Origin of the sequence: Luteithermobacter gelatinilyticus, from assembly GCF_005849285.1 — a bacterium.
Taxonomy (GTDB): domain Bacteria; phylum Pseudomonadota; class Alphaproteobacteria; order Sphingomonadales; family Emcibacteraceae; genus Luteithermobacter; species Luteithermobacter gelatinilyticus.
The window spans coordinates 814059-836634 of record NZ_CP040517.1 but is presented as its reverse complement, the minus strand read 5'-3'; the positions used below and the strand labels follow the sequence as shown (position 1 = coordinate 836634).

Here is a 22576-nt window from a genome sequence, read left to right as displayed (position 1 = left end):
ATATTCACTGCGCATATTCACTGCCGGAAGCACTGTGCCGGGCGCACCATAACAAAGGGAGGACAAGATGAAATTGCTCCAGATCATGTCGCGGCCGTTTGTGGTTTTTGTGGAACGGTATTATCCGGAACCTTTTGTTTTTGCCATTTTGCTGACCTTCCTGACATTTGCCATCACCTTCACCGTTACCGATACCGCCCCCGTTCAGGCCATGGCAGCCTGGGGCAGCGGGTTGGCCTCATTACTGTCTTTTATGGCGCAGCTTTGTATCATGCTGATCACGGCGCATGCCCTGGCCCATACGGACCCCATTCAAAAGGCATTGAAATTTCTTGGCCGGCAGCCCGCCACCCAGCCCGGCGCCTATCTGATGGTGACGCTGGTGGCCGGTTTCGCCAGTCTCCTGTCCTGGCCGCTGGGGCTGGTGTCCGGTGCCATTATGGCCCAACAAGTAGCCCTTGAGGGCCGCAAGAAAGGGCTGCGTCTGCATTATCCTCTGCTGGTGGCCTCCGCCTATTCGGGGTTTGTGATCTGGCATATGGGCTATTCCGCTTCCGCGCCGCTGTTTGTGGCAACCCCAGGTAATGAACTGGAAGATATGATGGGGGGCATCATCCCGGTCAGCGAAACCATCTTTGCCCCGTGGAACATTGCCACCGCGCTGATCACCCTGAGCCTGGTGGCGTTAACCTGCGCCCTGATGCGCCCACGGGACCAGGACATTCTTGAAATTCCCGAAACCGCCATCAATGCTTTGGAAAAGTTAGATAAAAAAGAGCTGGAGAAAGAAGAAGCGGGCGATAGTCCATCCCATCTGCCAAGCGCATCCAGCCCGGCCGCCAGGCTCGATAACAGCCGGCTGATCCCCCTTCTGTCAGGAGGGATACTGTTGGTGTATCTGATTCACTGGTTTGTCACCAAAGGGCTTGATCTCAATCTCAATATTGTCAACTGGTCACTACTGGCCCTGGGGTTATGTCTGTCCCGGTCGGCCCTGCATTATGTTTCCCTGATCACCAATGCCAGCCGCACCGTTACCCCCATTCTGCTACAATATCCCTTTTATGCCGGCATTATGGGGTTGATGGCGCAGTCCGGACTGGTGAGCATCATGTCCGACTGGTTCACCAGCCTGGCCACCCCCCACAGCCTGCCCTTCTGGGCTTTTATTTCCGGCGGGCTGGTCAATTTCTTTGTGCCCAGCGGCGGCGGACAATGGGCCATCCAAGGACCGGTTTTCATCGAGGCCGCCAAAAACCTGAATGTGGATTTGCCACTGGTGGTCATGGGCATCGCCTACGGGGACCAGTGGACCAACATGATCCAACCGTTCTGGACCATTCCGCTCCTGGCCATTGCCGGACTGCATATGCGCCAGATCATGGGATACACATTTGTTATCCTGCTGGTCACCTTTGTCACCTTTTCCGCAGGGCTGTTCTTCGCCGCCCTGTAAGGATGAAATGATCCAAGCCGAAATGATCCTGGCCGAAATTGTCCTAATTGTATCTTGACTTTACTTCGCGAAAACTCCAGATATGTTATGTTATAACAACAAAATACCCCGAAACAGGAAAATCATGCTGCCCTTCATCCGAAACACCACATATAAAAAATGGGCTTTTATTTTGGGGCTGGTCGCCATTTTGATGGCCGCGGCCCCTTTGGGGGCTCACGCCAAACAGCTTTCCGTCGTCGCCAGCATCAAACCGATTCATTCCTTGGTGGCCGGGGTGATGGGGGATCAGGGGACCCTGTCGCTGCTGCTCGACAGCGCGCTGGATCCGCATATTTTCAGCATGAAATCTTCCGACATTCGCAAGGTCATCAACGCCGACATCCTGTTTTATGTGGACCCTGAACTGGAAACTTTTCTGTCCAGCATCGTCAGCCAGAAACACTACAAACTCCACGCCGTACGCCTTGCCGCGCAGGAAGACATCCTCCTGCTGCCCTATCGAACCAGCAAGGTCTGGTTTTCCGAGGAGCAGGCATCAGATCAGGCGGGGAACAGGGATCACACAAATCCTCAGGCCGCTCAGGAGGCCATGGACCTGCATATCTGGCTGCATCCGGCCAATGCGCGGCGGATCGTCACCATTATTGAAGAAACCCTGTCCCGGCATGATCCGGACAATCGCCTGACCTATATCCGCAATGCCAAACTGCTGATTAAACGGCTTTATGACCTGGAGGAACGCGTCCGCGATCAGCTGCGCCCCATGCGGGAAAAACCGCTGATTGTCTATCATGACGCGATCCAGTATTTTGAACGGGCCTTTAATCTGAAAAGCGTCGGCGCCATTCAATTGAAATCGGATGCCCCGCCCAGTGTCAAGCATCTAAGGGCGCTCAGAAAAATCGCCCGGGAGAAAAATGTTGCCTGTGTCCTTGGGGCACCGGGTTCGCATCCACGCATTGCCACCGTGGTCATGGGGGATACTCAGGCAGGATATGACGTGATTGATCCGCTGGGGCTGTATCTTGATCCCGGCCCGGAGTTGTATTTTGAACTGATTGAGGAAATTTCCCTCACGCTGCAACAATGCCAGCCTGTGGACAGCGACCTGTTTGACATAGATCCACAAATGGACTGATTTTGATCAGAGCAAAGCCTGATCCGGATCAATAGTTGCGATTAAAACTTTGCCAACTAAAACTTTGCCAACTAAAACTTTGTCAGCATCCGAACCAGGTGCCGGTTGAGCGGTTCGTTCAGGTCTTCGATCTCCTTGAGCTGATACCGGGTCCAGATCTGGCCGTAATCTTTCATATTGATCCTGGACACCAACGCGCCGCCAGACCAGGTTTGGGCATAAATGTGGTTTTCTGTTGCCCGCAGGTTAAAATAATCCATCCGGAAGGTGAGCTTCTGCAAGCTATATCCCGCATCTTCAAAATAAACCCGATCTTCGGTTTCGATAACGGTCATGGCATCATTGATTTCCGGAGAAAATCCGGCGTAAAAACGGTGGTCCAGGATGTCTTCCCAATGCACCACAATTTCTTCACCATATTGACGCTGGCGAAGATGCTGCACGCCCCCCAGAAACTCTTCCCGGCTGAGCGGCGGATATTTGGCCCGGATCAGGACTCGTAAAATCCGGCGTTTGTTTTCCGGATCATCTTCTCGGGCTTGCTCTTGCGACAAAACGTCCGTCTCTTGGGCAATGGCCAGCATACCCGGTGCCTCCGCCCCAGAGATCAAAACACCTCCGACTGTCAACTGAACAAGCTGCGCAAGCAACCGCATCTGGGCCTCCCCCCTTTCCTTATTACCGGGTTACCGGGTCCAGTTTAACAGGTTCAAAAGAATTGTCTAAACTTTCAGTCGATGAATGTTTCTGGGGTTGTGTAGTCTATTCCCTTCCCTATTCTTCCACAAAACGCAGCGGCAGTCGCGTCGTGTGTTTTTTCTGACGCAGGACAAAACTGGTGCTCACCGAACGAACCACCGGCAGGCGCATGAGAAACTGGGTCTGGAATTCCTCATATTCACGGATGCTGCGGCTGATGACTTTCAGCAGAAAATCATAATCCCCGCTCATAGAATAATATTCCAGCACCTCGGCACGCTCCCGGATCATCTGATCAAACTGATCAGACTGATCCAGTTGGTGTTTTTCCAGCATGACCTGACAATAAGCCATGATTGGCAGGCCGATCCGGTCCGGGTCTAAAAGCGCCACATACTGTTTAATGATGCCTTCTTCCTCCAGCCTTTTCACCCGCCGCCAGCAGGGCGAGGGCGACAGCCCCACCCGTGTGGCGAGTTCCTGATTGGACAACCTGCCGTCACTCTGCAATTCCCGCAAAATATTGAAATCAATATGATCCAAAACCATTACAGAAAGAACCTTTCTTATATAATTATAAATATAGAATATTCTGCCCCTATTATTCCTTCTCAGAGAAAAAATCGCAAGGACATTCCCCCGTTTTTGGCGTTATTATGCATAGGATAAAACGACAGGGCGCTTCACAAAAATGACTGATCAGACTTTGACATTTGACAAGAATTACGAACTGGACGACCGCTATCGGCGCACGTCTGGACAAATTTTCCTCACCGGCACCCAGGCGCTGGTGCGCATTCCTCTGATGCAGGCGACACTGGACCGGGAGAACGGGCTGAACACGGCGGGCTTTATTTCCGGCTATCGCGGCTCTCCGCTGGGCGGATATGACAAGGAACTCTGGCGGGCTCAAAAACACCTGGAAGCCCATAATGTGAAGTTCCAGCCCGGCATTAACGAAGAGTTGGCCGCCACTGCCGTCCTGGGATCCCAACAGGTAGAAACATCCGGCTTTGCCGATTATGACGGGGTGTTCGGCATCTGGTATGGTAAAGGTCCTGGCGTGGATCGCGCTGGCGATGCGCTCAAACACGGCAATGCCTTTGGCGCCTCCCCCCATGGCGGCGTGCTGGTGGTGGCCGGCGATGATCACAACGCCGTTTCCAGCAGCATGAACCACCAGAGCGAACAGGTCATGCAAAGCTGGATGATGCCCGTCCTTGCGCCCTCCGGTTTGCAGGATTATCTGGATTTCGGCCTTTATGGCTTTGCGCTCAGCCGGTATTCCGGCTGCTGGTCCGGCTTTATTGCCACCAGTGAAATCGTTGAAAGTGCCGGCACCGTAAATCTGGATCAGGTCAATCGTCGTTTTGAGACACCACCGCCCGAAGGCTATGACCCGGCCATGTTGCATTATCGCTGGCCCGATCCGTTTCAACAGATTGAATACCGGCTGATGGATCACAAGCTGAACGCCGTGGCCCAGTTTGCCCGCGCCAATCCGCTGGACCATCTGGTCTGGGACAGTTCCCGCCCGCGGCTGGGCATAGTCACCTGTGGCAAGGCTTATCTGGATCTGATGGAAACCATGAGACTGGCCGGCCTGGACCGCGACCAGGGCGAGGAGCTGGGAATCAGCATCCTGAAAGTGGGCCTGACCTGGCCGTTAAACCAGGACCCGGTGAAAGCGCTGGCCGAACGTTGTGAAACCCTGCTGGTGGTGGAAGAAAAACGCGCCTTTGTGGAAAGCCAGATCCGTGACATACTGTATAATATGCCCGCCGACCGCCGTCCCCTGGTGATCGGCAAGCAGGACCGCAACGGCAAGCCCTTGATCCGTTCCACCGGCGAGCTCTGTCCGGAAGAGATCCTGATGGCACTGGCCCCCGCCCTGAGAGAGCTGGGCTTTGCAGATCACATTTCCGATGTGCTTGAGCGGGTGATCCAAAAACGGAAACTGATTGGCGCACTCGACCAAAAAGACATTCGCAGTCCCTATTTCTGTTCCGGCTGCCCACACAATACTTCAACCAAAGTGCCCGAAGGCAGTCGCGCCATGGCCGGTATCGGGTGCCATTTCATGGCCACCAAGATGAACCGCAATACCGTCTATCTGACCCAGATGGGCGGCGAAGGTGTCAACTGGCTGGGCCAGAGCCCGTTTACCCATGAAGGTCATATCTTCCAGAATCTGGGAGACGGCACCTATTATCATTCCGGCCTGCTGGCGATCCGTCAGGCGGTGGCTGCCAACGTCAATATCACTTACAAAATTCTTTATAACGACGCCATCGCCATGACCGGCGGGCAGCCGCTGGAAGGACCGCTGACCGTGGACCAGATCAGCCGCCAGCTGCATGATGAAGGGGTCAGGAAAATCGTCGTTGTGACCGATGAAGTGGACAAATATGACGACTGGGCCGACTTTGCCCCGGGGGTGACGGTCCATCACCGGGACGAATTGATCCGCCTGCAAAAGGAACTGCGCGAAATAAAGGGGGTCACGGCGCTGATTTATGACCAAACCTGTGCCGCAGAAAAACGCCGGCGGCGCAAAAAGAACGACTTTCCCGACCCCCCAAAACGGGCCTTTATCAATGATCTGGTCTGCGAAGGCTGCGGCGATTGTTCCCGAGCCTCCAACTGCGTGTCCATTATTCCCCTGGAAACGGAGCTGGGCCGCAAGCGGGCCATAGATCAGTCCAGCTGCAACAAGGATTACAGCTGCGTGGATGGTTTTTGCCCGTCCTTTGTCACCGTACATGGCGGCGGGGTCCGCAAGGGCAATCGCCAGACTCCAGAGGACCTTCTGGACAGGCTTCCGGCGCCGGATGTGCGATCCCTGGACGGGAGCTACGACATCATGGTCACCGGTATCGGTGGTACCGGCGTGGTCACCATCGGCCAGATCATCACCATGGCCGCACATCTGGAAGGCAAGGCCGCAAGCGTTCTGGATTTCACCGGCTTTGCCCAGAAAGGCGGTTCGGTCATCAGTTACGTGCGCCTTGCGAAAACAGCAAACGCGCTGCATGCGGTGCGCATCGGCACCGGCCGCAGTGATCTTTTGCTGGGCTGTGACATGGTCGTCGCCGGCAGTCCCGAATCCCTGCGCACACTGGAAGCCGGAAAAACCCGGGTCATCCTCAACAGCCATAAGACCCAGACGGCACAATTCACCCTGAACCGGGACGCGGATATTCACAGCGACCTGATCGAACGCAACATCACCACTTTGGTCGGCGAAGAAGCCCTGGATCGTATCGAGGCGACGGATCTGGCGACGGCGCTGATGGGCGACAGCATCGCCACCAATATGTTTCTCCTAGGATATGCCTGGCAGAAAGGGCAAATCCCCTTGAGCCAGGAGGCGCTGTTCCGGGCCATTGAGCTCAATGGTGTGGCCATTGACAGCAACAAACAGAGTTTCACTTGGGGCCGGCTCGCCGCCCATGACATGACGCTGGTCACCGCGGCCCTGCCTCGCCCGATAGGCACGGAAAAACCGCTGGAGACGCTGGAGGACATTCTGGACTACCGGGCGAAGGAGCTGAAACACTATCAGAATGACGCCTTGGCACAGAAATATCTCGCTTTTGTGGAGCAGGTCAAAGCCGCCGAACAGGCCATTAAACCGGGGGCCGAAGAGCTGAGCAAGACCGTGGCACGCAATTATTTCAAGCTGCTGGCCATTAAGGATGAATATGAGGTGGCGCGGCTCTATACTGACGGGCGGTTCATGGACCGCCTCAAAGCCCAGTTTGAAGGGGACATCAAACTGAAATTTCATATGGCCCCGCCATTGCTGGCCAAAAAAGACGATGAAGGCCATTTGAAAAAAATGGAAATCGGCGGCTGGATGTTCCCGCTGCTGAAGCTGGTGGCAAAGCTGCGCGTCCTGCGTGGTACCCCATTGGACATTTTCGGTATGACGGCAGAACGTAAAATGGAACGCCGCCTGATTCGCGATTATGAAAACCGAATGACGGAAATCCTCAAGAAACTGACGGCAGAAAATTATGACCTGGCCGTCAAGCTTGCCGCCTATCCGGCAGATATCCGTGGCTTCGGCCATGTAAAGGAACAGGCCATTCGCGACGTGGAAGACAATATTCGCCCGCTTCTGGACGACTTTCACAACAGAGCGGTCACAACCTCTGCGGCCGCGTAATCCGGCCTGGCCGCATAATCCGGAATGATAACAAGAAATGATAACAAGACGAGAACAGAGATGAGCATATCCCCCCGTAAAGGCATTCTCGATATCGTGCCCTACAAGCCTGGTGAATCCAAAGTGGAAGGCGTGGACCGCATTATCAAGCTCGCCTCCAACGAAAGCCCCTTGGGGCCAAGCCCCAAGGTACAGGACGCCATCGAACGGGCGCTGAACGATGATCTGGCGCTGTATCCGGACCCGGCCTGTACCACGCTCAGAGAAGCCATTGCCGAGGTCCATGGCCTACGTTCTGAACAGATCCTTTGCGGCAACGGATCGGAGGAATTGTTGCAGCTTCTAATCCGCGCTTATGTGGGCGACGGTGACGAGGTTATCCTGTCCCGCTTCGGTTTTCTGGTGCCTCCGCTGGTGACCAGGGCCGTGGGCGGCACAGCAGTGATGATTGACGAGCAGAACTACAAAGCCGACATTGACGCCATGATTGCCGCTCAAACGGAGCGTACCAAAGTCGTGGTACTGGCCAACCCTAATAATCCTACTGGCACATATTTGCCTTTCGAGGAAGTCAAAAGACTACGACAAGGTCTGCGGGAAGACGTTCTGCTGATCCTTGATGCGGCCTATGCGGAATATCCGGAAACTGAAGATTATAATGCCGGGCTGGAGCTGGTAGACAACGGGTTGGACAATACGGTGGTCACCCGCACCTTTTCCAAAATCTACGGTTTGGCCGCGCTTAGGGTGGGTTGGGTCTATGCCCCGGAAGAAATTCTCGCCGTATTGCACCGCATCCGCCCCACCTTTAACGTCAATAAAATCTCCCAAGCCGCGGCCGAAGCCGCCGTTAGGGATCAGGATCATGTGGCCCGCACCCGGATCCACAACAACAAGTGGCTGCCCCGCCTGAGCGCAGCCCTTGAGGAAATCGGCCTTGAGGTGACCCCCAGTGTGGGGAATTTTGTGCTGGTCCATTTCAGGGATGCTGAACAGCGGCAAGCTGCGGATAATTTCCTGCGGGGCCGGGGTATTATTGTGCGTCCCGTGGCCAATTACGGGCTTGAGCGATCCCTGCGCATTACCATTGGCCGTGATGCGGAAAACGACGCCCTGCTCAAAGCTCTGGCAGAGTTTATGACCTGAACGTCTCGCACAGGTCAGAAGATTCGGATAACACTCCCCGGTTCTGGATCGCCACGCCCGCAAAGTATATTGCGGGGGCTCGCGATGACGTTTCCTCCTAAGTCGTCGCGGCAATCCATGCTATATTGTCTTTTTACTGAGAGGGGATCGCATGAAAAGCCTCCAGCCCCGCCTTCGGACATATACGCTGGCGATCCTGGGCATGATCATCGGCCTGCCCCTCTGTGCCCCCACCGCCACGGCCAAAGATGACGTGGAAAAGGCCGGCGATGTATTGCGGGCCATCATCCCGCTGGCGGGCCTTGGCGCCACCTTGTTTTATGAAGACGGCAGCGAGGGCCCCCTTCAATTCATCCAATCATACGCCGTCACGCAAATTGTGACTCACGGCCTGAAAGGGGCCATTGACAAACGGCGGCCCAATGGTGAGTGTTGCGAAGCCTTTCCCTCCGGCCATACCTCCACCGCCTTTATGGGCGCGGCCTTTATCCACAAACGTTATGGCTGGGACTATGCTCTACCCGCCTACCTGGGCGCAGGTTTTGTAGGCTACAGCCGGATTCATGCAGATAAACACGATATGGCCGATGTCCTGGTCGGAGCGGCCATCGGCATGCTCAGCAGTTTCGCGTTCACCACGACCTATAAAGGTATTACCCTTACGCCCCAGGCGGGTGGGGATTTTATGGGGCTGCGCCTCAGCACAAGCTGGTAACAGCTTTAGCCTTCCCCATCAATCTTCCCTCCTCCGTTTGAGGATCAGTCTAGGGCCACGGCCGTAGTGTATTTGACTTGCCTGAGCGCGAAACTGGATGTAGATGTGGCCACCGCCGGGTGACTGAGCAGCGTCCCGGACAGGAATTTTTCAAACCGTTCCACGTTGCTGACTCGCACGATCAGGGCATAGTCATAATTGCCCACCACGGCGTAACATTCCATCACTTCCGGCTGCTCGACGATAAATTCCTCGAACTTTTTGCCGGTCTCCAGCCCCTGATGTGTAAGGCGCACACTAATCAGAGCGTTGACCTGCATGCCAATCTTTTTGGCATCCAGCAACGCCACACGTCCCCGGATCACACCCACTTCTTCCAGATTGCGAATGCGCCGCCAGACCGAAGTGGACGACAAACCCGCCCGGTCGGCAATTTCCTGATGGGTCAGCGTTGCGTCCTGCTGAATAAGTTCAAGAATTTTTTTATCCGCCGCATCAAGAGCAATATTCATTTCACTTACTTCATATTTTTGAAACAGAAACCCATAAATATCATAAAACCTCCTAATTTATAAACAAAATTCCATACATTATGGAGTATAATTTCCCCCGTAAAACATAAATGGCACGATCTTATCAGGAGACTGTAATGGCTGATCTTTTTGAAAATCCCATGGGCCTGGATGGGTTTGAGTTTATCGAATATGCTGCGCCGGACCCGGAAATGCTGCGTGGTCTGTTCAAACAGATGGGGTTCAGAACCGTAGCCAAGCACCGGCACAAAAACGTCACTTTGCACCGTCAGGGCGATGTGAACTTCATCATCAACGCAGAACCCAACAGTTTTGCCCAACGTTATGCCTTCGCCCACGGCCCCAGCATCTGCGCCATGGCCTTCCGGGTCAAGGACGCCAAATACGCTTACGAACGCGCCCTGAGCCTTGGCGCCAACCCGGTTCCAACCGATGTGGCGCCAATGGAACTGTATATCCCGGCCATAGAAGGCATTGGTGGCAGCCGTCTTTATCTGGTGGACCGGTATGGCGAGAATACCATTTATGATGTGGATTTTGTGCCCATTGAACTGGACGATGAAAAGGATGTCGAAGACGCCGGGTTCCAGTTCATCGACCATCTGACCCATAATGTTTATCAGGGACGCATGGCATTCTGGGCGGAATTTTATGAACGCCTGTTTAATTTCAGGGAACTGAAATATTTCGATATCGAAGGGCAGAAAACCGGCCTGACCAGCAAGGCCATGACCAGCCCCTGCGGCAAGATCCATATTCCACTGAATGAATCCAAGGACAACAAGTCCCAGATTGTGGAATATCTCATGGAATATCGCGGCGAAGGCATTCAGCACGTAGCCCTGCATACAGAAAATATCTACAAAACCGTGGATGTTCTGCGGGCTCATAACGTACCGTTACAGGATACGGTAGACACCTATTATGAGCTGGTTAACGATCGGGTGATCGGTCACGAGGAAGACGTGGAAGAATTGCGCAAACGCCGCATTCTGATCGACGGCAGCAAAGATCAGGGCATTCTGTTGCAGATCTTCACCAACAATGTGATTGGCCCGATCTTTTTCGAGATTATCCAGCGCAAGGGCAACAAGGGCTTTGGCGAAGGCAACTTCAAGGCATTGTTTGAATCCATCGAGCTGGATCAGATCCGCCGCGGCGTGATTTAGAGTGAATTGTGAAGAGGTTGGCTCAATTCTGTTTGCGGATTGCGGCCCGCCTCACGCGGAAGACGGCGCCGGGCGATGCGGGGCATCGGGCCAGGCGTCTGACCCAGGCGTCTGACAAAGTGAGCGGCCCCAAGCCGCCAACCCGAAGGGCCGGGCCGGTCTGGCCCGGTTCCTGAGGGATTTGGCTGGGCCGTACCGCCAGTATGACCTGCGCCAAACCCCTGGCTCCTGAACCAGACCGGCCCGGCAGAATGGGTCAACCTATGCACAATTCACTCTAATTCCCTCCTTCCGGAGCGACGCCCCATAGGCTTTGTGGATGGCGTCGCTTCCCCTCACTTGCAAGGATGACAGAACAACGTCATCGGGAACCCGCACCATATATTTGGACAAGGGCGTGACCTCAAAGAATGAAGAAGGCCCCAATAAAAAAGGCGGGTTTTGGCCCGCCTTTAAAGTTTTGTGGGGAAAATGATACTCGCCTTATTATAAAAATACTCGTCTTTTTTATCGAAACCCAATCTCAGACTACTGGCGTTCAAAAACACCGCCCTCACAACTATGGCAGTCTGTCTTTCCTGCTATATCAGGACATACCGGCGCGACATTCCCCAGCCGCTTCAGTTGGCCTGCCGGCGCAGGAAAGCCGGAATCTCCAGATGATCCTCTTCCCGCTCACCCGCCGGTTTTGACGGCGTTCGCGGCACAATTCTTTCTCCGGCCGTCAACGGGCCGCGACCGGCGGACCGATCAGCAGAGGCCCGATCGGCCTGTTCCGTTGCCGGTTTGGCCGCTTGCTCCTGCGGACGTTCAGTACGCGGCGCGGCCGGTTTTTGACGCAAGGGATTACGCGCTGGCGGGGAAGACGGCTCTGCCTCTTCCCGGTCGGTTCCTGAAGGCCCGCTGGCCCTGGAGGGTTCTTCCTCTTCACGGCCGCCCAAAAGATCCCCTTGGCGCAGAACAGGCTCCTTTGAGGATTTGGCTTTTTTCTTTCCCCCCAGCATGGACCCGAAAATATTCAGCCGGCTGGGCCGTTCCTCGCCACTCTGGGCATTGGCCAAAGCGGCTTCCGCATAAGGATCGGGCTTATCGGAAAGCGGCTGTACCTTGCGCTCAGGCAGAACCGGCTCCGGCGCGATGAAAGGCGCTTCCCGATCCTCCTCTATGGCCGGCTCCACAGTCTCCGCCTCAACCTGCCGGTCTTCCACGATGCTGTCGTCGAGCTGGCTGAACAGCTCCTCGGTTTCTTCCCGAACTTCATCCTGCAATTCCAGCGGTTCTTCCAGATAAGCTTCCCCTGACAGGTCTTCTCTTTCTTCCGGGGTGGCATCGGCAACGATAGTCGCTTCCTCCGCGGCCGGCTCCTCGGTTTTCTGAGACGGCTTATTGAAATCATAGGTTCGTATCGGGGTTTCCACCTTGGGCTGGGCCGTTGCATCAATGCCGGTTGCCACCACGGACACCCGCATTTTGCCCTCCAGTTCCGGATTAAGCGCTGACCCCACCAGGATATTGGCGTCCGGGTCCACTTCGCTGCGGATCCGGTTGGCGGCCTCATCCACCTCAAACAACGTCAGGTCCATGCCGCCAGTGATGTTGATCAGCACCCCTTTGGCGCCTTTCATAGAAACCTCATCCAAAAGCGGGTTGGAAATGGCCGCCTCGGCCGCTTCCAGCGCCCGACCGTCCCCTTCGGCTTCGCCGGTGCCCATCATCGCCTTGCCCATCTCGCTCATCACCGTGCGCACATCGGCAAAATCCAGATTGACCAGCCCCGGCATCACCATCAAGTCGGTAATCCCGCGCACGCCGGAATGCAACACCTCATCCGCCATGGCAAAGGCATCGGCAAAAGTGGTGCGTTCATTGGCGATGCGGAACAGATTCTGGTTGGGAATGATGATCAGGGTATCCACATATTGTGAAAGCTCGCTAATTCCCTGCTCGGCCAGCGCCATGCGGCGGGAGCCTTCAAACTGGAACGGCTTGGTCACCACACCGACGGTCAGAATACCCTTTTCACGGGCGGCTTTGGCAATAATCGGCGCGGCTCCCGTGCCGGTGCCACCGCCCATGCCAGCCGTGATAAACGCCATATGAGCGCCCTGCAAATACTCTTCAATCTTGTCCAGGGTTTCCTCGGCCGCAGCCCGCCCCACTTCCGGGCGTGCCCCTGCCCCCAACCCCTGGGTCAGTTGCGCCCCAAGCTGAATTTTCTGTTCCGCCCGGGAATGTGCAAGCGCCTGAGCATCCGTATTGGCGACGATAAAATCAACACCCTGAAGTTGAGCCGCAATCATATTGTTGACGGCATTGCCCCCGGCGCCGCCCACACCAAACACTGTGATTTTAGGTTGAAGTTCCGTCAATTCCGGTGTTGTAAATTCTATAGTCATAAAGCCCTCCGCTCGGCCCTGAGAGTTCTGGATTCAGTAAGCCGGAACAAATAGTTAACAACAATTTAACTTATGTGATTCGCGCTGTCTAAAGAAAAATGCCCTCCGAGTCGTTTTTTTAAGCTCCCGAGTCGTTTTTGCCACATTTTTCTGCTTCCTTCCTAAAAATTCTCCTTGATCCACCGCCCGATGCGCGGCAAAATACCAATCAAGGGTTGTTTTTCTTTCTGGTAATGCACCTCTTCTGGCCGCGTCGCCGCATAAGTCAGCAAGCCGGCGCAGGTCGAAAAGACCGGGCCGGCCGTCGCATCGGCCAACCCGTCCACACTCAACGGACGCCCCAGGCGCACATGGCGGTCAAATTTTTCCGTACCAAAAACCTTCTTGGCCAGATCCTCAACGCCGCTCATCTGGCTGGCCCCACCGGTCAGCACCAGCCGCCGCCCGACCAATGGATCCAGACCGGAGTCTACGAGCCGGTCCCGCACCAGTTCAAAAATTTCCTCCATCCGCGCCTCGATAATCGAGGTCAGCATGGCCCGGGGGATGGTAGTGGTGTATTCGCCGCCATCATCGCCCGTCTGCACAATATCAATCTGTTCACGCACCACCTGCCTTGGAAAACAGGTGCCATACAGGGTTTTTAACCGTTCCGCGCTGGCACGCGGCGTAGACAGCCCCTGGGCAATATCGCTTGTGACATGATGGCCACCCAGTGGGACCGTATCCGCATAGATAAACTCACCATCCTTGAACGCGGCCAGGGTGGTCAGCCCCCCGCCCATATCAATACAGACACTGCCCAGTTCCCTCTCATCCTCCACCATGGTCGCCAGGCCCGAGGCATAAGCCGACAGCACCACGCCGGCCATGTTCAGATGACAACGGTTGATACAGGTTTGAAGGTTTTTAAGCGGACTGACCGCCACCGTGGCCAGATGCATGTCCACCCCCAGCTTTTCCCCATACATGCCCCGCGGGTTTTTCACCCCGCCGACCCCGTCAATGGTATAGCTGGCAGGGCGGGAATGCACCACATAACGATCTTCGTTACGGATATAGTCCCGGGCGGCCCCCAGAACCCGCTCAATATCCATCTCACTGATCTGGTGTCCGGCCACATCCACATCCACGGCAAAATGGCTGGATTCAGGGTGCCCAGCAGAAATATTGACAATGACATTTTCAATGGGGCTGCCGCCGGCCATGCGTTCCGCCGTATCCACTGCCGTACGGATGGAGGTTTCCGTTTCCTCCATATCAACAACCGTGCCCGCTTTGAGCCCTTGGGAAACCTGGTGTCCGATGCCGATGACCTGCGGTCGGCCCTGATCATTGATGCGGGCGATGAAACAACAGATTTTGCTGCTGCCGATATCCAGAGCGGCGATGACATTATCACGCATTCCGGCCATCAGATACTTTCCTCATCTTCATTTTGGGCAGCCAGACGCCGCCGTTCCGCCTCTTCCGGCGTGAGCCGCACAATGGTGCGATCCTGCTGCCGGAAATCCACCACCAGAATATTCCTGTTCAGGATGTTATGATCCTCCACATAACGCTGGAACCGACGCCAGGCTCTGTCCTCGTCTTGTTCCGGCAGACGAATGGTCACCCCCTGTTTCAGGTGCAGATCCCATCGCCGCTGCCCGACCCGTACGGCAGTTTCAATATGGGCCGCCAGATCCGGATGCGCCGCCAGACGCGCCAGATAAGTCCCCAGGTGTTTTTCGGCGCCGCGGCCCACCACCATCGGCAAATGGGCAAATTTCGCCAAATGCTGGTCTGTGATGCGATGACCGTCTTCTGTCACAATCCATAGATTCCCGTCAACCTGCCATAAGGCGGCCGGCTGATATTCTTCAATTGTCACGGAAAGCCCATTGGGCATGACCCGGGCGATAACCGCCCGACGCACCCAGTCGAGCTGCTCCACCCGATCCCGCATGGCTTTCAGGTCAACAGACACGATTGACTGCCCCTGCCGAAGATCAAGCGCCCGGGTGATTTCCTCAACAGAGGTATTTTGTTGCCCGCTGACCTGAATGTCTTCGACAACCAGGCCGGCCTCAGCAACCCGTTCATGGAGTGCCGTCTGTGTTGTTTCGATCAGGGCGGCAAGTCGCCCACTCTGCCAGGCATAAATGCCGCCCAGCACCGCCGCCGCCCCCGCCGCAACGGACAAACTCCGGCGCAGAAAGTCCTTCTGCCGACGCCGCTTGAGACTCTGGGCTTCTCGCTCCCCGCGTTTCAGCGGCCCTTTCCGGCGCGCAAATTTTTCCTGCAAAATGGTTTTCAGCGATGGCATGACGCATCCTCCACCATCCAGCAGACCAGTTCCTCAAATCCGATCCCCACATGCGCGGCCTGTTCCGGCACCAATGATAAAGGCGTCATGCCCGGCTGAGTATTCACCTCTAGGATATGGGGCACGCCGTCGCCATCAGGTTTGTCTTCCAGGCGAAAATCGGCCCGGCTCACCCCCCGACACCCCAGGACCTCATGCGCCTTTTCGGCCATCTCCATAATTTCTGCGGTCAGGGTTTCAGAAAGCGGCGCCGGAAGCAGGTGATCGGTTTTGCCCTCCTTATATTTGGCGTCATAATCGTAAAAACCCTCATGAGGACGCAATTCGGTCACGGCCAGCGCCTGAGCCCCCATGACAGAAACAGTCAGTTCCCGTCCGGCAATATATTGTTCCACCATCAACCGCTCGCAGCTCTGCCACGGACCGGGCATCTGCGGCGACAGGTTCGTGCCATCCTGAACAATCACCACCCCGACGCTGGAGCCTTCATTAAAGGGCTTGACCACAAAGGGACGCGGTAGCGGGTCGGCGGCAAACAGTTCCTCTCTTGTCACCAGTCTGTCCTCTGCACAGGGAATCCCCACCGTGCGAAACAGTTTCTTGGACAGGATCTTGTCCATCGCCACAGCCGAAGCCGTCACCCCGGAATGGGTATAAGGCAATCCCAGAATTTCAAGAATGCCCTGAATACAACCATCTTCGCCCCAACGGCCATGCAGGGCATTAAACACCACATCCGGTTTTAGATCGGCAAGCACGTCAGCAATATCCGGTTCAACGTCAATTTCCGTGACCTTGTATCCGCCCGCCCGTAACGCCTTGGCCACAGCCGCCCCGCTGACCAGAGACACTTCCCGTTCGGCGGACCAGCCGCCTTTGAGCACCGCCACATGTTTTGTCATGACACCTCTCCCCGTGCCGTGCCGACAATGCGGATTTCCCATTCCAGATCAACGCCGCTGGTCTGCTTGACCCGGCGGCGGACTTCCTCACCCAGTTCCTCCAGATCCCGGGCCGTGGCCGACCCCAGATTGATGAGGAAATTACAGTGTTTTTCCGATACCTGCGCCCCACCAACGCGCAACCCCCGACAGCCCGCCTCGTCCACCAGCTTCCAGGCCTTGCGCCCTTCCGGGTTTTTAAAGGTGCTGCCACCGGTACGCGTTCTGAGCGGCTGGCTTTCCTCACGGGCCTCGGCTATTTCCTTCATCCTCCGGTCGATCTCTTCGCGCATGCCCGGGGCGCCGCGCAATGTGCCGGACATAAAAATCAGCTCTTCCGAAACGGCACAATGACGATATGTGAAACCCATCTCTTCTGCCCTCAGCTGATGTCGCTGCCCGTGGCGATCAACCGCCTCCACAGAAACCAGAACATCAGCCATTTCCCGCCCATAGGCGCCGGCATTCATGCGCACGGCTCCGCCAATGGTACCCGGGATGCCACGCAGGAATTCCAACCCCTTGAGATGCGCGTTCCGGGCCGCGGCAGCCACCGCGATATCCGGCGCTCCCGCCCCGGCGATAATCTTATCCTCCTGGACCTCGATGGTGGCAAATTTTTTACCGAACCGGATCACCACTCCATCAAAACCACCATCCCGGATCAGCAGGTTTGACCCGACGCCCAGCGGCATAATGGGCACCTGCGGGTCAAGCTCGCTCAAGAATTTCATCAGGTCCGCCGGATCTTCGGGCGTAAACAGAACCCGCGCCGGCCCGCCCACCCTGAACCAGGTATGCCGGGCCAGCGGCACGTCGAATTCATAACGTCCGCGAACGTCAGGCAGGCTGCTCCACCAGTTATCCGCTATGATCTTTATCGGCTGCATCAGGCATTGCCCTCCAGCACTGCGGCAAGTTTTTCCGGTAAACCATACGCCCACTGGGTAATGGTGCCCGCCCCGAGAAAAATGACAATATCGCCGGTTTCGATAACCTGTCCCAATAGATCCGGCAACTCTTCTGGAGCGTCAAAAGGCATCACCTGGCGGTGACCAAAACGCCTTAACCCTTCCACCAGGCTGTCACGATCAGCACCCTCGATCGGCTTTTCTCCGGCCTCATATACCGGGGCGACATACACCATATCCGCATTATTGAAACAGGCGCAGAATTCCTCAAACAGACTTTTCAACCGGGAATAGCGATGCGGCTGCACCACAGCGATGACCCGCCCCTCAAACGCTTCCCGCGCGGCCCCAAGGACCGAGGAGATTTCCACCGGATGATGCGCATAATCATCCACAATTGTGACCCCCGCCACTTCTCCCACACGGGTAAAGCGCCGTCGAACCCCGGAAAAAGCCGCAAAAGCCCGACGAATAATATCCGCACCCAATCCCATTTCAGTGGCCACTGCGATGGCGGCCAGGGCATTCAGCACATTGTGCCGGCCCGGCATGGGCAGGACCATATCCCTGATTTCCAGGCTGTCATCCCGGTACCGGTCGCTGATTTCCACATCGAAATGCGCCGCCCCGCCGGAAAATTCCAGATTACGGGCCCGCACATCCGCTTGCGGGCTAAAACCGAAAGTCACGATCTTGCGGTCATTGATGCGTCCGATCAGGGCCTGCACCTCCGGATGATCAATACACATGGCGGCAAAACCATAAAAAGGCACATTTTCCACAAAGGTCCGGAACGCTTCTTTCTCGGTTTCGAAATCCCCGTAAAAATCCAGGTGCTCCGGATCAATATTGGTGACCACGGCAATGGTTGCGGGCAATTTGACAAAGGTGCCATCGGATTCATCCGCCTCCACCACCATCCAGTCCCCCTCACCCAGGCGCGCATTGGTGCCATAGGCATTTATGATACCGCCGTTAATGACCGTCGGATCAAAACCAGCCGTATCCAAAACTGCAGCAATCATCGAGGTGGTGGTGGTTTTGCCATGGGTGCCGGCAACAGAAATGCACCATTTCAGACGCATCAGTTCGGCCAGCATTTCAGCCCGGCGAATAACCGGCATCTTGCGCGCCCGCGCGGCCACCATCTCCGCATTGTCCGGACGGATGGCGGAAGAAACCACAATACCCCATGCACCATCAAGGTTTTCCTCTTTCTGTCCGATCATGACCTTAATGCCCAAGGCCCGCAGGCGTTTGACATTGGCGTTTTCAGCGATGTCGCTGCCCTGCACTTTGTAACCGAAATTATGCATCACTTCGGCAATGCCGCTCATGCCGATGCCGCCGATGCCGACAAAATGCAGGGTACCGATCTCAATGGGGTGTTTGATCGTAGAGTGTTTGATGGTTTGGGACCGCCGTTGTTTTGTCATGTCTGTCTTCTCGCCCGCAAAGGGTTCTTAATTACTTTCTGTTCCTGTTTTTCCGGATCAGCCTGCTGTTCCTCAACCGCGAGGGCGGAGGGCACCTCCCCTGTCTCCGTCTCCTGCCGCGGTGCGGGCCGTAAGGCGACCTCATTCACCCGGATCACCCTGGCATCTCCCTGCACCAAAGCCAGGCGTTCCACCAGGTCGCCCAGATCCTTAGTGGCATAGGGTTTGCCGACCCTGCGGGCGTCTTCCGCCGCCCGCCACACATCCCGCGGCCGTTTGGCCAGACGTTGCAGGGTCTTGGCCAGTTCACTGGGATTGAATTCCTTCTGATGGAAAAGCCAGGCCCCGCCGGCCACCACCATTTCCCGGGCATTTTCCATCTGGTGATCATCGGTGGCATGGGGATAGGGCACCAGAACAGCCGGCCGGCCGGCCGCCGTCAATTCCGCAATGGTCGAGGCCCCGGCCCGCCCAATCACCAGATGGGCCCATTCCATACACTCCGGAAGATTGGAAATAAAGGTCGAAAGTTCCACCGCGATTTTTGTTTTGGCGTAAATTTCGCGCACGGCGGCGATGTCTTCTTCACGGCATTGCTGGGTGATCTGCAAGCGTCGTTGTAACGCCCGGGGCAGAATGGAAATGGCCGCGGGCACAACATCGCTGAAAATAGACGCGCCCTGACTGCCGCCAATGACCAGAATACGGAAAATACGGTCGTCGCCAATGGGCGGATAGGCCTTGTCCCCAAGCTCAATAATTTCCCGGCGCACCGGGTTGCCGGTCACCACCACATAATTATATCTGTGCCATTTGGCTTTCAGGGTCTTTTCAAACGACAACGCCACGGCGTCCACCCACCGCGCCAGAAACCGGTTGACCCGTCCCAGCACGGCATTCTGTTCATGAAGACAGGTGGGGATGCCGCTCCATACCGCCGCCAGGAGCGTCGGCAGGGACGGATAACCGCCAAATCCCACCACCACACCGGGGACAAGCCTTTTAAGCATCCGTCGCGACTCCACAATCCCGCTCAACACCCTGAACAGCGCAGCAAGTTTCCCTAACGGCCCTCGGCCGCTGAATGTGGCGCTGTTGACTTTCAGCACCTTAACCCCGTCAAACAGATCCTTATAACGCAGGCCCCGGTCATCGGTGATCAGGCTCACCCGATGCCCACGCGCCACCAGCTCTTCCATCAGCGCAAGCGCCGGGAACATGTGTCCGCCAGTCCCCCCCGCCGCCAGCACAATATGAGAGGTGCGCCGCCGCTTCATACCAACCTCCAGCCTCGCCCTGCGGGATCACAGGTTTGATGAATGTTGCGCCGGGTAAGCGCCAATATCATGCCCATCCCTAGGGACAGGGCCAGCATGGAAGACCCGCCATAACTGATAAACGGCAAGGTCATGCCCTTGCTGGGTAAAACCGCCAGGTTGACCCCCAGATTGATAAACGCCTGCAGGCCGAACTGAATCAGAAGCCCGGCCACGGCAAGAAAGGTGAACATATCTGTTTCCTTCAAAAGGTTAACCATGCCCCGGATCACAATCACCGCAAACAGCACCACAATCAGCAGGCACATGATGATGCCGAATTCCTCCCCGGCCACAGCAAAGATGAAATCCGTATGGGCGTCGGGCAAAAGTTTTTTCACCGCGCCTTCCCCCGGACCACGGCCGAACAGACCACCACTCTTGAAGGCGTTCATGGCCGTGTCGATCTGATAGGTATCCCCGCTTTCGGGATTCAGGAAACGGTCAATGCGGCTTGTCACATGAGGCAAAAACAGATAAGCCGAAATCAGCCCCACAAGACCAGCCCCGATCAGGCCGCCAACCCATATCATGGGCAGCCCCGCCATAAAAAACATCCCCCCCCAGACTGCTGTAATCAGCACCGTCTGCCCCACATCCGGCTGCATGATCAACAGAAATGCCACAAGACAATACAGGCCAATGGAAATTTTCCACCCCGGGAAACCAGGACTTTTGTGGGCCTCGGCAAACATCCAGGCGCTCACAATGATAAAGGCCGGCTTGATAAATTCAGAGGCCTGAAGCGTGAAACTGCCCATCCTGATCCAGCGGCGTGCGCCTTTGGCCTCTGCCCCGATGAAATGGGTGAGCACCAGAAGTCCGAGACAGACAAGAAACAATAGAACCCCGAACCGTCGCACACTGAGCGGAGACAACAGGGAAATACCGAACATGGCAATCAGTGAGACGACCAGGAAGGCCAGCTGGCGACGGACGAAATGAAAACTGTCCAGCCCCAACTTTTCGGCAATGGCCGGGCTGGCCCCGAAGGTCATGAGGATTCCCAGACCAATGAGCAAGGCCAGCGACATCAAAAGCCAGCGATCCACCGTCCACCACCAGTCGCTCAATAGGCTTGTATCGGTACGGGAAAAAATATTCATTCCCTTATCGTCTCCTGCTCCTCTGTTCTTCCCTGCCTAACGCAGCTTCAGCGTGGCCAACCCTAACAGCGCCAATAACACCGCAATGATCCAGAAACGGATCACAATGGTCGGCTCGGCCCAGCCCTTTTGTTCAAAGTGATGATGAATTGGCGCCATACGGAACACCCGCCGGCCGGTTATCTTGAAAGAGATTACCTGCACGATGACCGACACGGTTTCCAGCACAAACAGCCCTCCCACAATCGCCAGCACGATTTCATGTTTGATGATAACCGCGATGCTGCCCAGCGCCCCCCCAAGGGCCAGACTGCCAGTATCGCCCATAAACACCATGGCGGGGGGTGCATTGTACCAGAGAAAACCAAGCCCCGCCCCGATAATGGCAGCACTGAACACCGCGAGTTCCCCCGCTCCCGGCACATAAATCAGCTGTAGGTAATCGGCATAGATGCTGTTGCCCACCAGATAGGCAATCAGGGCAAAGGTCCCCGAGGCGATGATCACCGGCATGATCGCCAAGCCATCCAGGCCATCCGTCAGATTGACGCTGTTGGAGGCGCCGACAATAATAAACATGGCAAAAGGGATCATTACCCAACCCAGATTAATCATCACCGATTTGAAAAACGGCACGGCCAGGACATCACGAATGTCCTGTTCCGCGGCATTCATAATGATCAACACGGCACCCAAAGACACAATAATTTCCAGGATAAGCTTGACGCGGCCGGGAACGCCGGCGGAACTGGATCGGGTCACTTTGCGGTAGTCATCCATGAAACCGATCACCCCGAAACCGGTGGTAACCACCAGACAGGCCCAGACATAAGGATTGCTGAGATCCGCCCACAATACTGTGCCCACCGTAAGGCCCAACAGGATCAGGAAACCACCCATGGTGGGCGTGCCCTGCTTGGTCAGTAGATGGCTTTCCGGTCCGTCATCGCGGATGGGTTGCCCTTTTTTCTGTTTCTTTCTTAACCAGCCTATGAGCGACGGTCCGCACAGGAAACTGATCAAAAACGCGGTGAACAACGCCCCACCCGTCCGGAACGTCAAATATCTGAACAGATTGAACAGTCCGAAATCATCGCTCAAAGGATATAAAAAGTTATACAGCATGCCTTAT

General features: G+C 55.9%; 19 protein-coding genes. 6 read left to right on the top strand and 13 right to left on the bottom strand.

The features are described from left to right. Positions 1 to 67: 67 nt before the first annotated feature. Both FE788_RS03795 and FE788_RS03790 read left to right on the top strand, forming a co-directional pair. Positions 68 to 1456, top strand: coding sequence for a short-chain fatty acid transporter (locus tag FE788_RS03795; RefSeq protein WP_138379389.1), 1389 nt, complete (start codon positions 68 to 70; stop codon positions 1454 to 1456). 124 nt (positions 1457 to 1580) lie between these two features. Next, positions 1581 to 2597: a zinc ABC transporter substrate-binding protein gene (locus tag FE788_RS03790; RefSeq protein ID WP_168190253.1), complete on the top strand. Its 1017-nt coding sequence runs from the start codon at positions 1581 to 1583 to the stop codon at positions 2595 to 2597. A gap of 71 nt (positions 2598 to 2668) precedes the next feature. On the opposite strand, the gene FE788_RS03785 is transcribed toward FE788_RS03790, so the two are convergent. Then, positions 2669 to 3253 carry a hypothetical protein gene (locus FE788_RS03785; RefSeq protein WP_138379387.1) on the bottom strand — a complete coding sequence of 195 codons (585 nt, stop codon included), beginning with the start codon at positions 3251 to 3253 and terminating at the stop codon, positions 2669 to 2671. A 118-nt stretch (positions 3254 to 3371) separates the two neighbouring features. After that, positions 3372 to 3845, bottom strand: coding sequence for an Lrp/AsnC family transcriptional regulator (locus FE788_RS03780; RefSeq protein WP_138379386.1), 474 nt, complete (start codon positions 3843 to 3845; stop codon positions 3372 to 3374). Positions 3846 to 3987: 142 nt separating this feature from the next. Here FE788_RS03780 and FE788_RS03775 point away from each other — a divergent pair, with 142 nt between their 5' ends. The 3 genes from FE788_RS03775 to FE788_RS03765 all read left to right on the top strand — a co-directional run bounded on the left by FE788_RS03775 (position 3988) and on the right by FE788_RS03765 (position 9328). After that, on the top strand, positions 3988 to 7467 hold the full coding sequence (locus FE788_RS03775; protein ID WP_210414127.1) for an indolepyruvate ferredoxin oxidoreductase family protein: 3480 nt from the start codon (positions 3988 to 3990) through the stop codon (positions 7465 to 7467). Between the two features lie 60 nt (positions 7468 to 7527). Continuing rightward, on the top strand, positions 7528 to 8613 hold the full coding sequence (hisC, locus tag FE788_RS03770) for a histidinol-phosphate transaminase (RefSeq protein ID WP_138379385.1): 1086 nt from the start codon (positions 7528 to 7530) through the stop codon (positions 8611 to 8613). Positions 8614 to 8764: 151 nt separating this feature from the next. Next, positions 8765 to 9328: a phosphatase PAP2 family protein gene (locus FE788_RS03765; RefSeq protein WP_210414126.1), complete on the top strand. Its 564-nt coding sequence runs from the start codon at positions 8765 to 8767 to the stop codon at positions 9326 to 9328. Between the two features lie 44 nt (positions 9329 to 9372). Here the strand turns inward: FE788_RS03765 and FE788_RS03760 are convergent, their stop codons facing one another. Beyond that, positions 9373 to 9840, bottom strand: a complete 468-nt coding sequence (locus FE788_RS03760) for an Lrp/AsnC family transcriptional regulator (RefSeq protein WP_138379384.1) — start codon at positions 9838 to 9840, stop codon at positions 9373 to 9375. A 137-nt stretch (positions 9841 to 9977) separates the two neighbouring features. Between FE788_RS03760 and hppD the strand changes: the two genes are divergently transcribed. After that, positions 9978 to 11030, top strand: a complete 1053-nt coding sequence (gene hppD / locus FE788_RS03755) for a 4-hydroxyphenylpyruvate dioxygenase (protein ID WP_138379383.1) — start codon at positions 9978 to 9980, stop codon at positions 11028 to 11030. Positions 11031 to 11052: 22 nt separating this feature from the next. On the opposite strand, the gene FE788_RS03750 is transcribed toward hppD, so the two are convergent. From FE788_RS03750 to mraY, 10 genes are all read right to left on the bottom strand, one after another. Further along, positions 11053 to 11247: a hypothetical protein gene (locus FE788_RS03750; protein ID WP_138379382.1), complete on the bottom strand. Its 195-nt coding sequence runs from the start codon at positions 11245 to 11247 to the stop codon at positions 11053 to 11055. Between the two features lie 403 nt (positions 11248 to 11650). Then, on the bottom strand, positions 11651 to 13426 hold the full coding sequence (ftsZ, locus tag FE788_RS03745; RefSeq protein WP_138379381.1) for a cell division protein FtsZ: 1776 nt from the start codon (positions 13424 to 13426) through the stop codon (positions 11651 to 11653). A gap of 161 nt (positions 13427 to 13587) precedes the next feature. Further along, positions 13588 to 14841 (bottom strand): cell division protein FtsA, encoded by a 1254-nt coding sequence (gene ftsA / locus FE788_RS03740; RefSeq protein ID WP_138379380.1) that lies wholly within the window; start codon positions 14839 to 14841, stop codon positions 13588 to 13590. Next, a complete protein-coding gene (locus tag FE788_RS03735; protein WP_138379379.1) occupies positions 14841 to 15734 on the bottom strand; it encodes a cell division protein FtsQ/DivIB in 894 nt (297 codons plus the stop codon). Before FE788_RS03735 ends, ftsA begins: the two co-directional genes overlap by 1 nt. Continuing rightward, positions 15722 to 16636, bottom strand: coding sequence for a D-alanine--D-alanine ligase (locus FE788_RS03730; RefSeq protein WP_138379378.1), 915 nt, complete (start codon positions 16634 to 16636; stop codon positions 15722 to 15724). The genes FE788_RS03735 and FE788_RS03730 overlap by 13 nt, the downstream gene beginning before the upstream one ends. Continuing rightward, positions 16633 to 17565, bottom strand: coding sequence for a UDP-N-acetylmuramate dehydrogenase (gene murB / locus FE788_RS03725; RefSeq protein ID WP_138379377.1), 933 nt, complete (start codon positions 17563 to 17565; stop codon positions 16633 to 16635). Before murB ends, FE788_RS03730 begins: the two co-directional genes overlap by 4 nt. Beyond that, entirely contained in the window at positions 17565 to 19022 is a 1458-nt protein-coding gene (murC, locus tag FE788_RS03720; protein WP_210414125.1) for a UDP-N-acetylmuramate--L-alanine ligase, read from the bottom strand. Before murC ends, murB begins: the two co-directional genes overlap by 1 nt. Next, positions 19019 to 20299: an undecaprenyldiphospho-muramoylpentapeptide beta-N-acetylglucosaminyltransferase gene (gene murG / locus FE788_RS03715; protein WP_138379376.1), complete on the bottom strand. Its 1281-nt coding sequence runs from the start codon at positions 20297 to 20299 to the stop codon at positions 19019 to 19021. The genes murC and murG overlap by 4 nt, the downstream gene beginning before the upstream one ends. Next, positions 20296 to 21444: a putative lipid II flippase FtsW gene (gene ftsW, locus FE788_RS03710; protein ID WP_138379375.1), complete on the bottom strand. Its 1149-nt coding sequence runs from the start codon at positions 21442 to 21444 to the stop codon at positions 20296 to 20298. Before ftsW ends, murG begins: the two co-directional genes overlap by 4 nt. A 36-nt stretch (positions 21445 to 21480) precedes the next feature. Next, entirely contained in the window at positions 21481 to 22569 is a 1089-nt protein-coding gene (mraY, locus tag FE788_RS03705; RefSeq protein ID WP_138379374.1) for a phospho-N-acetylmuramoyl-pentapeptide-transferase, read from the bottom strand. Between the last annotated feature and the right edge of the window lie 7 nt (positions 22570 to 22576).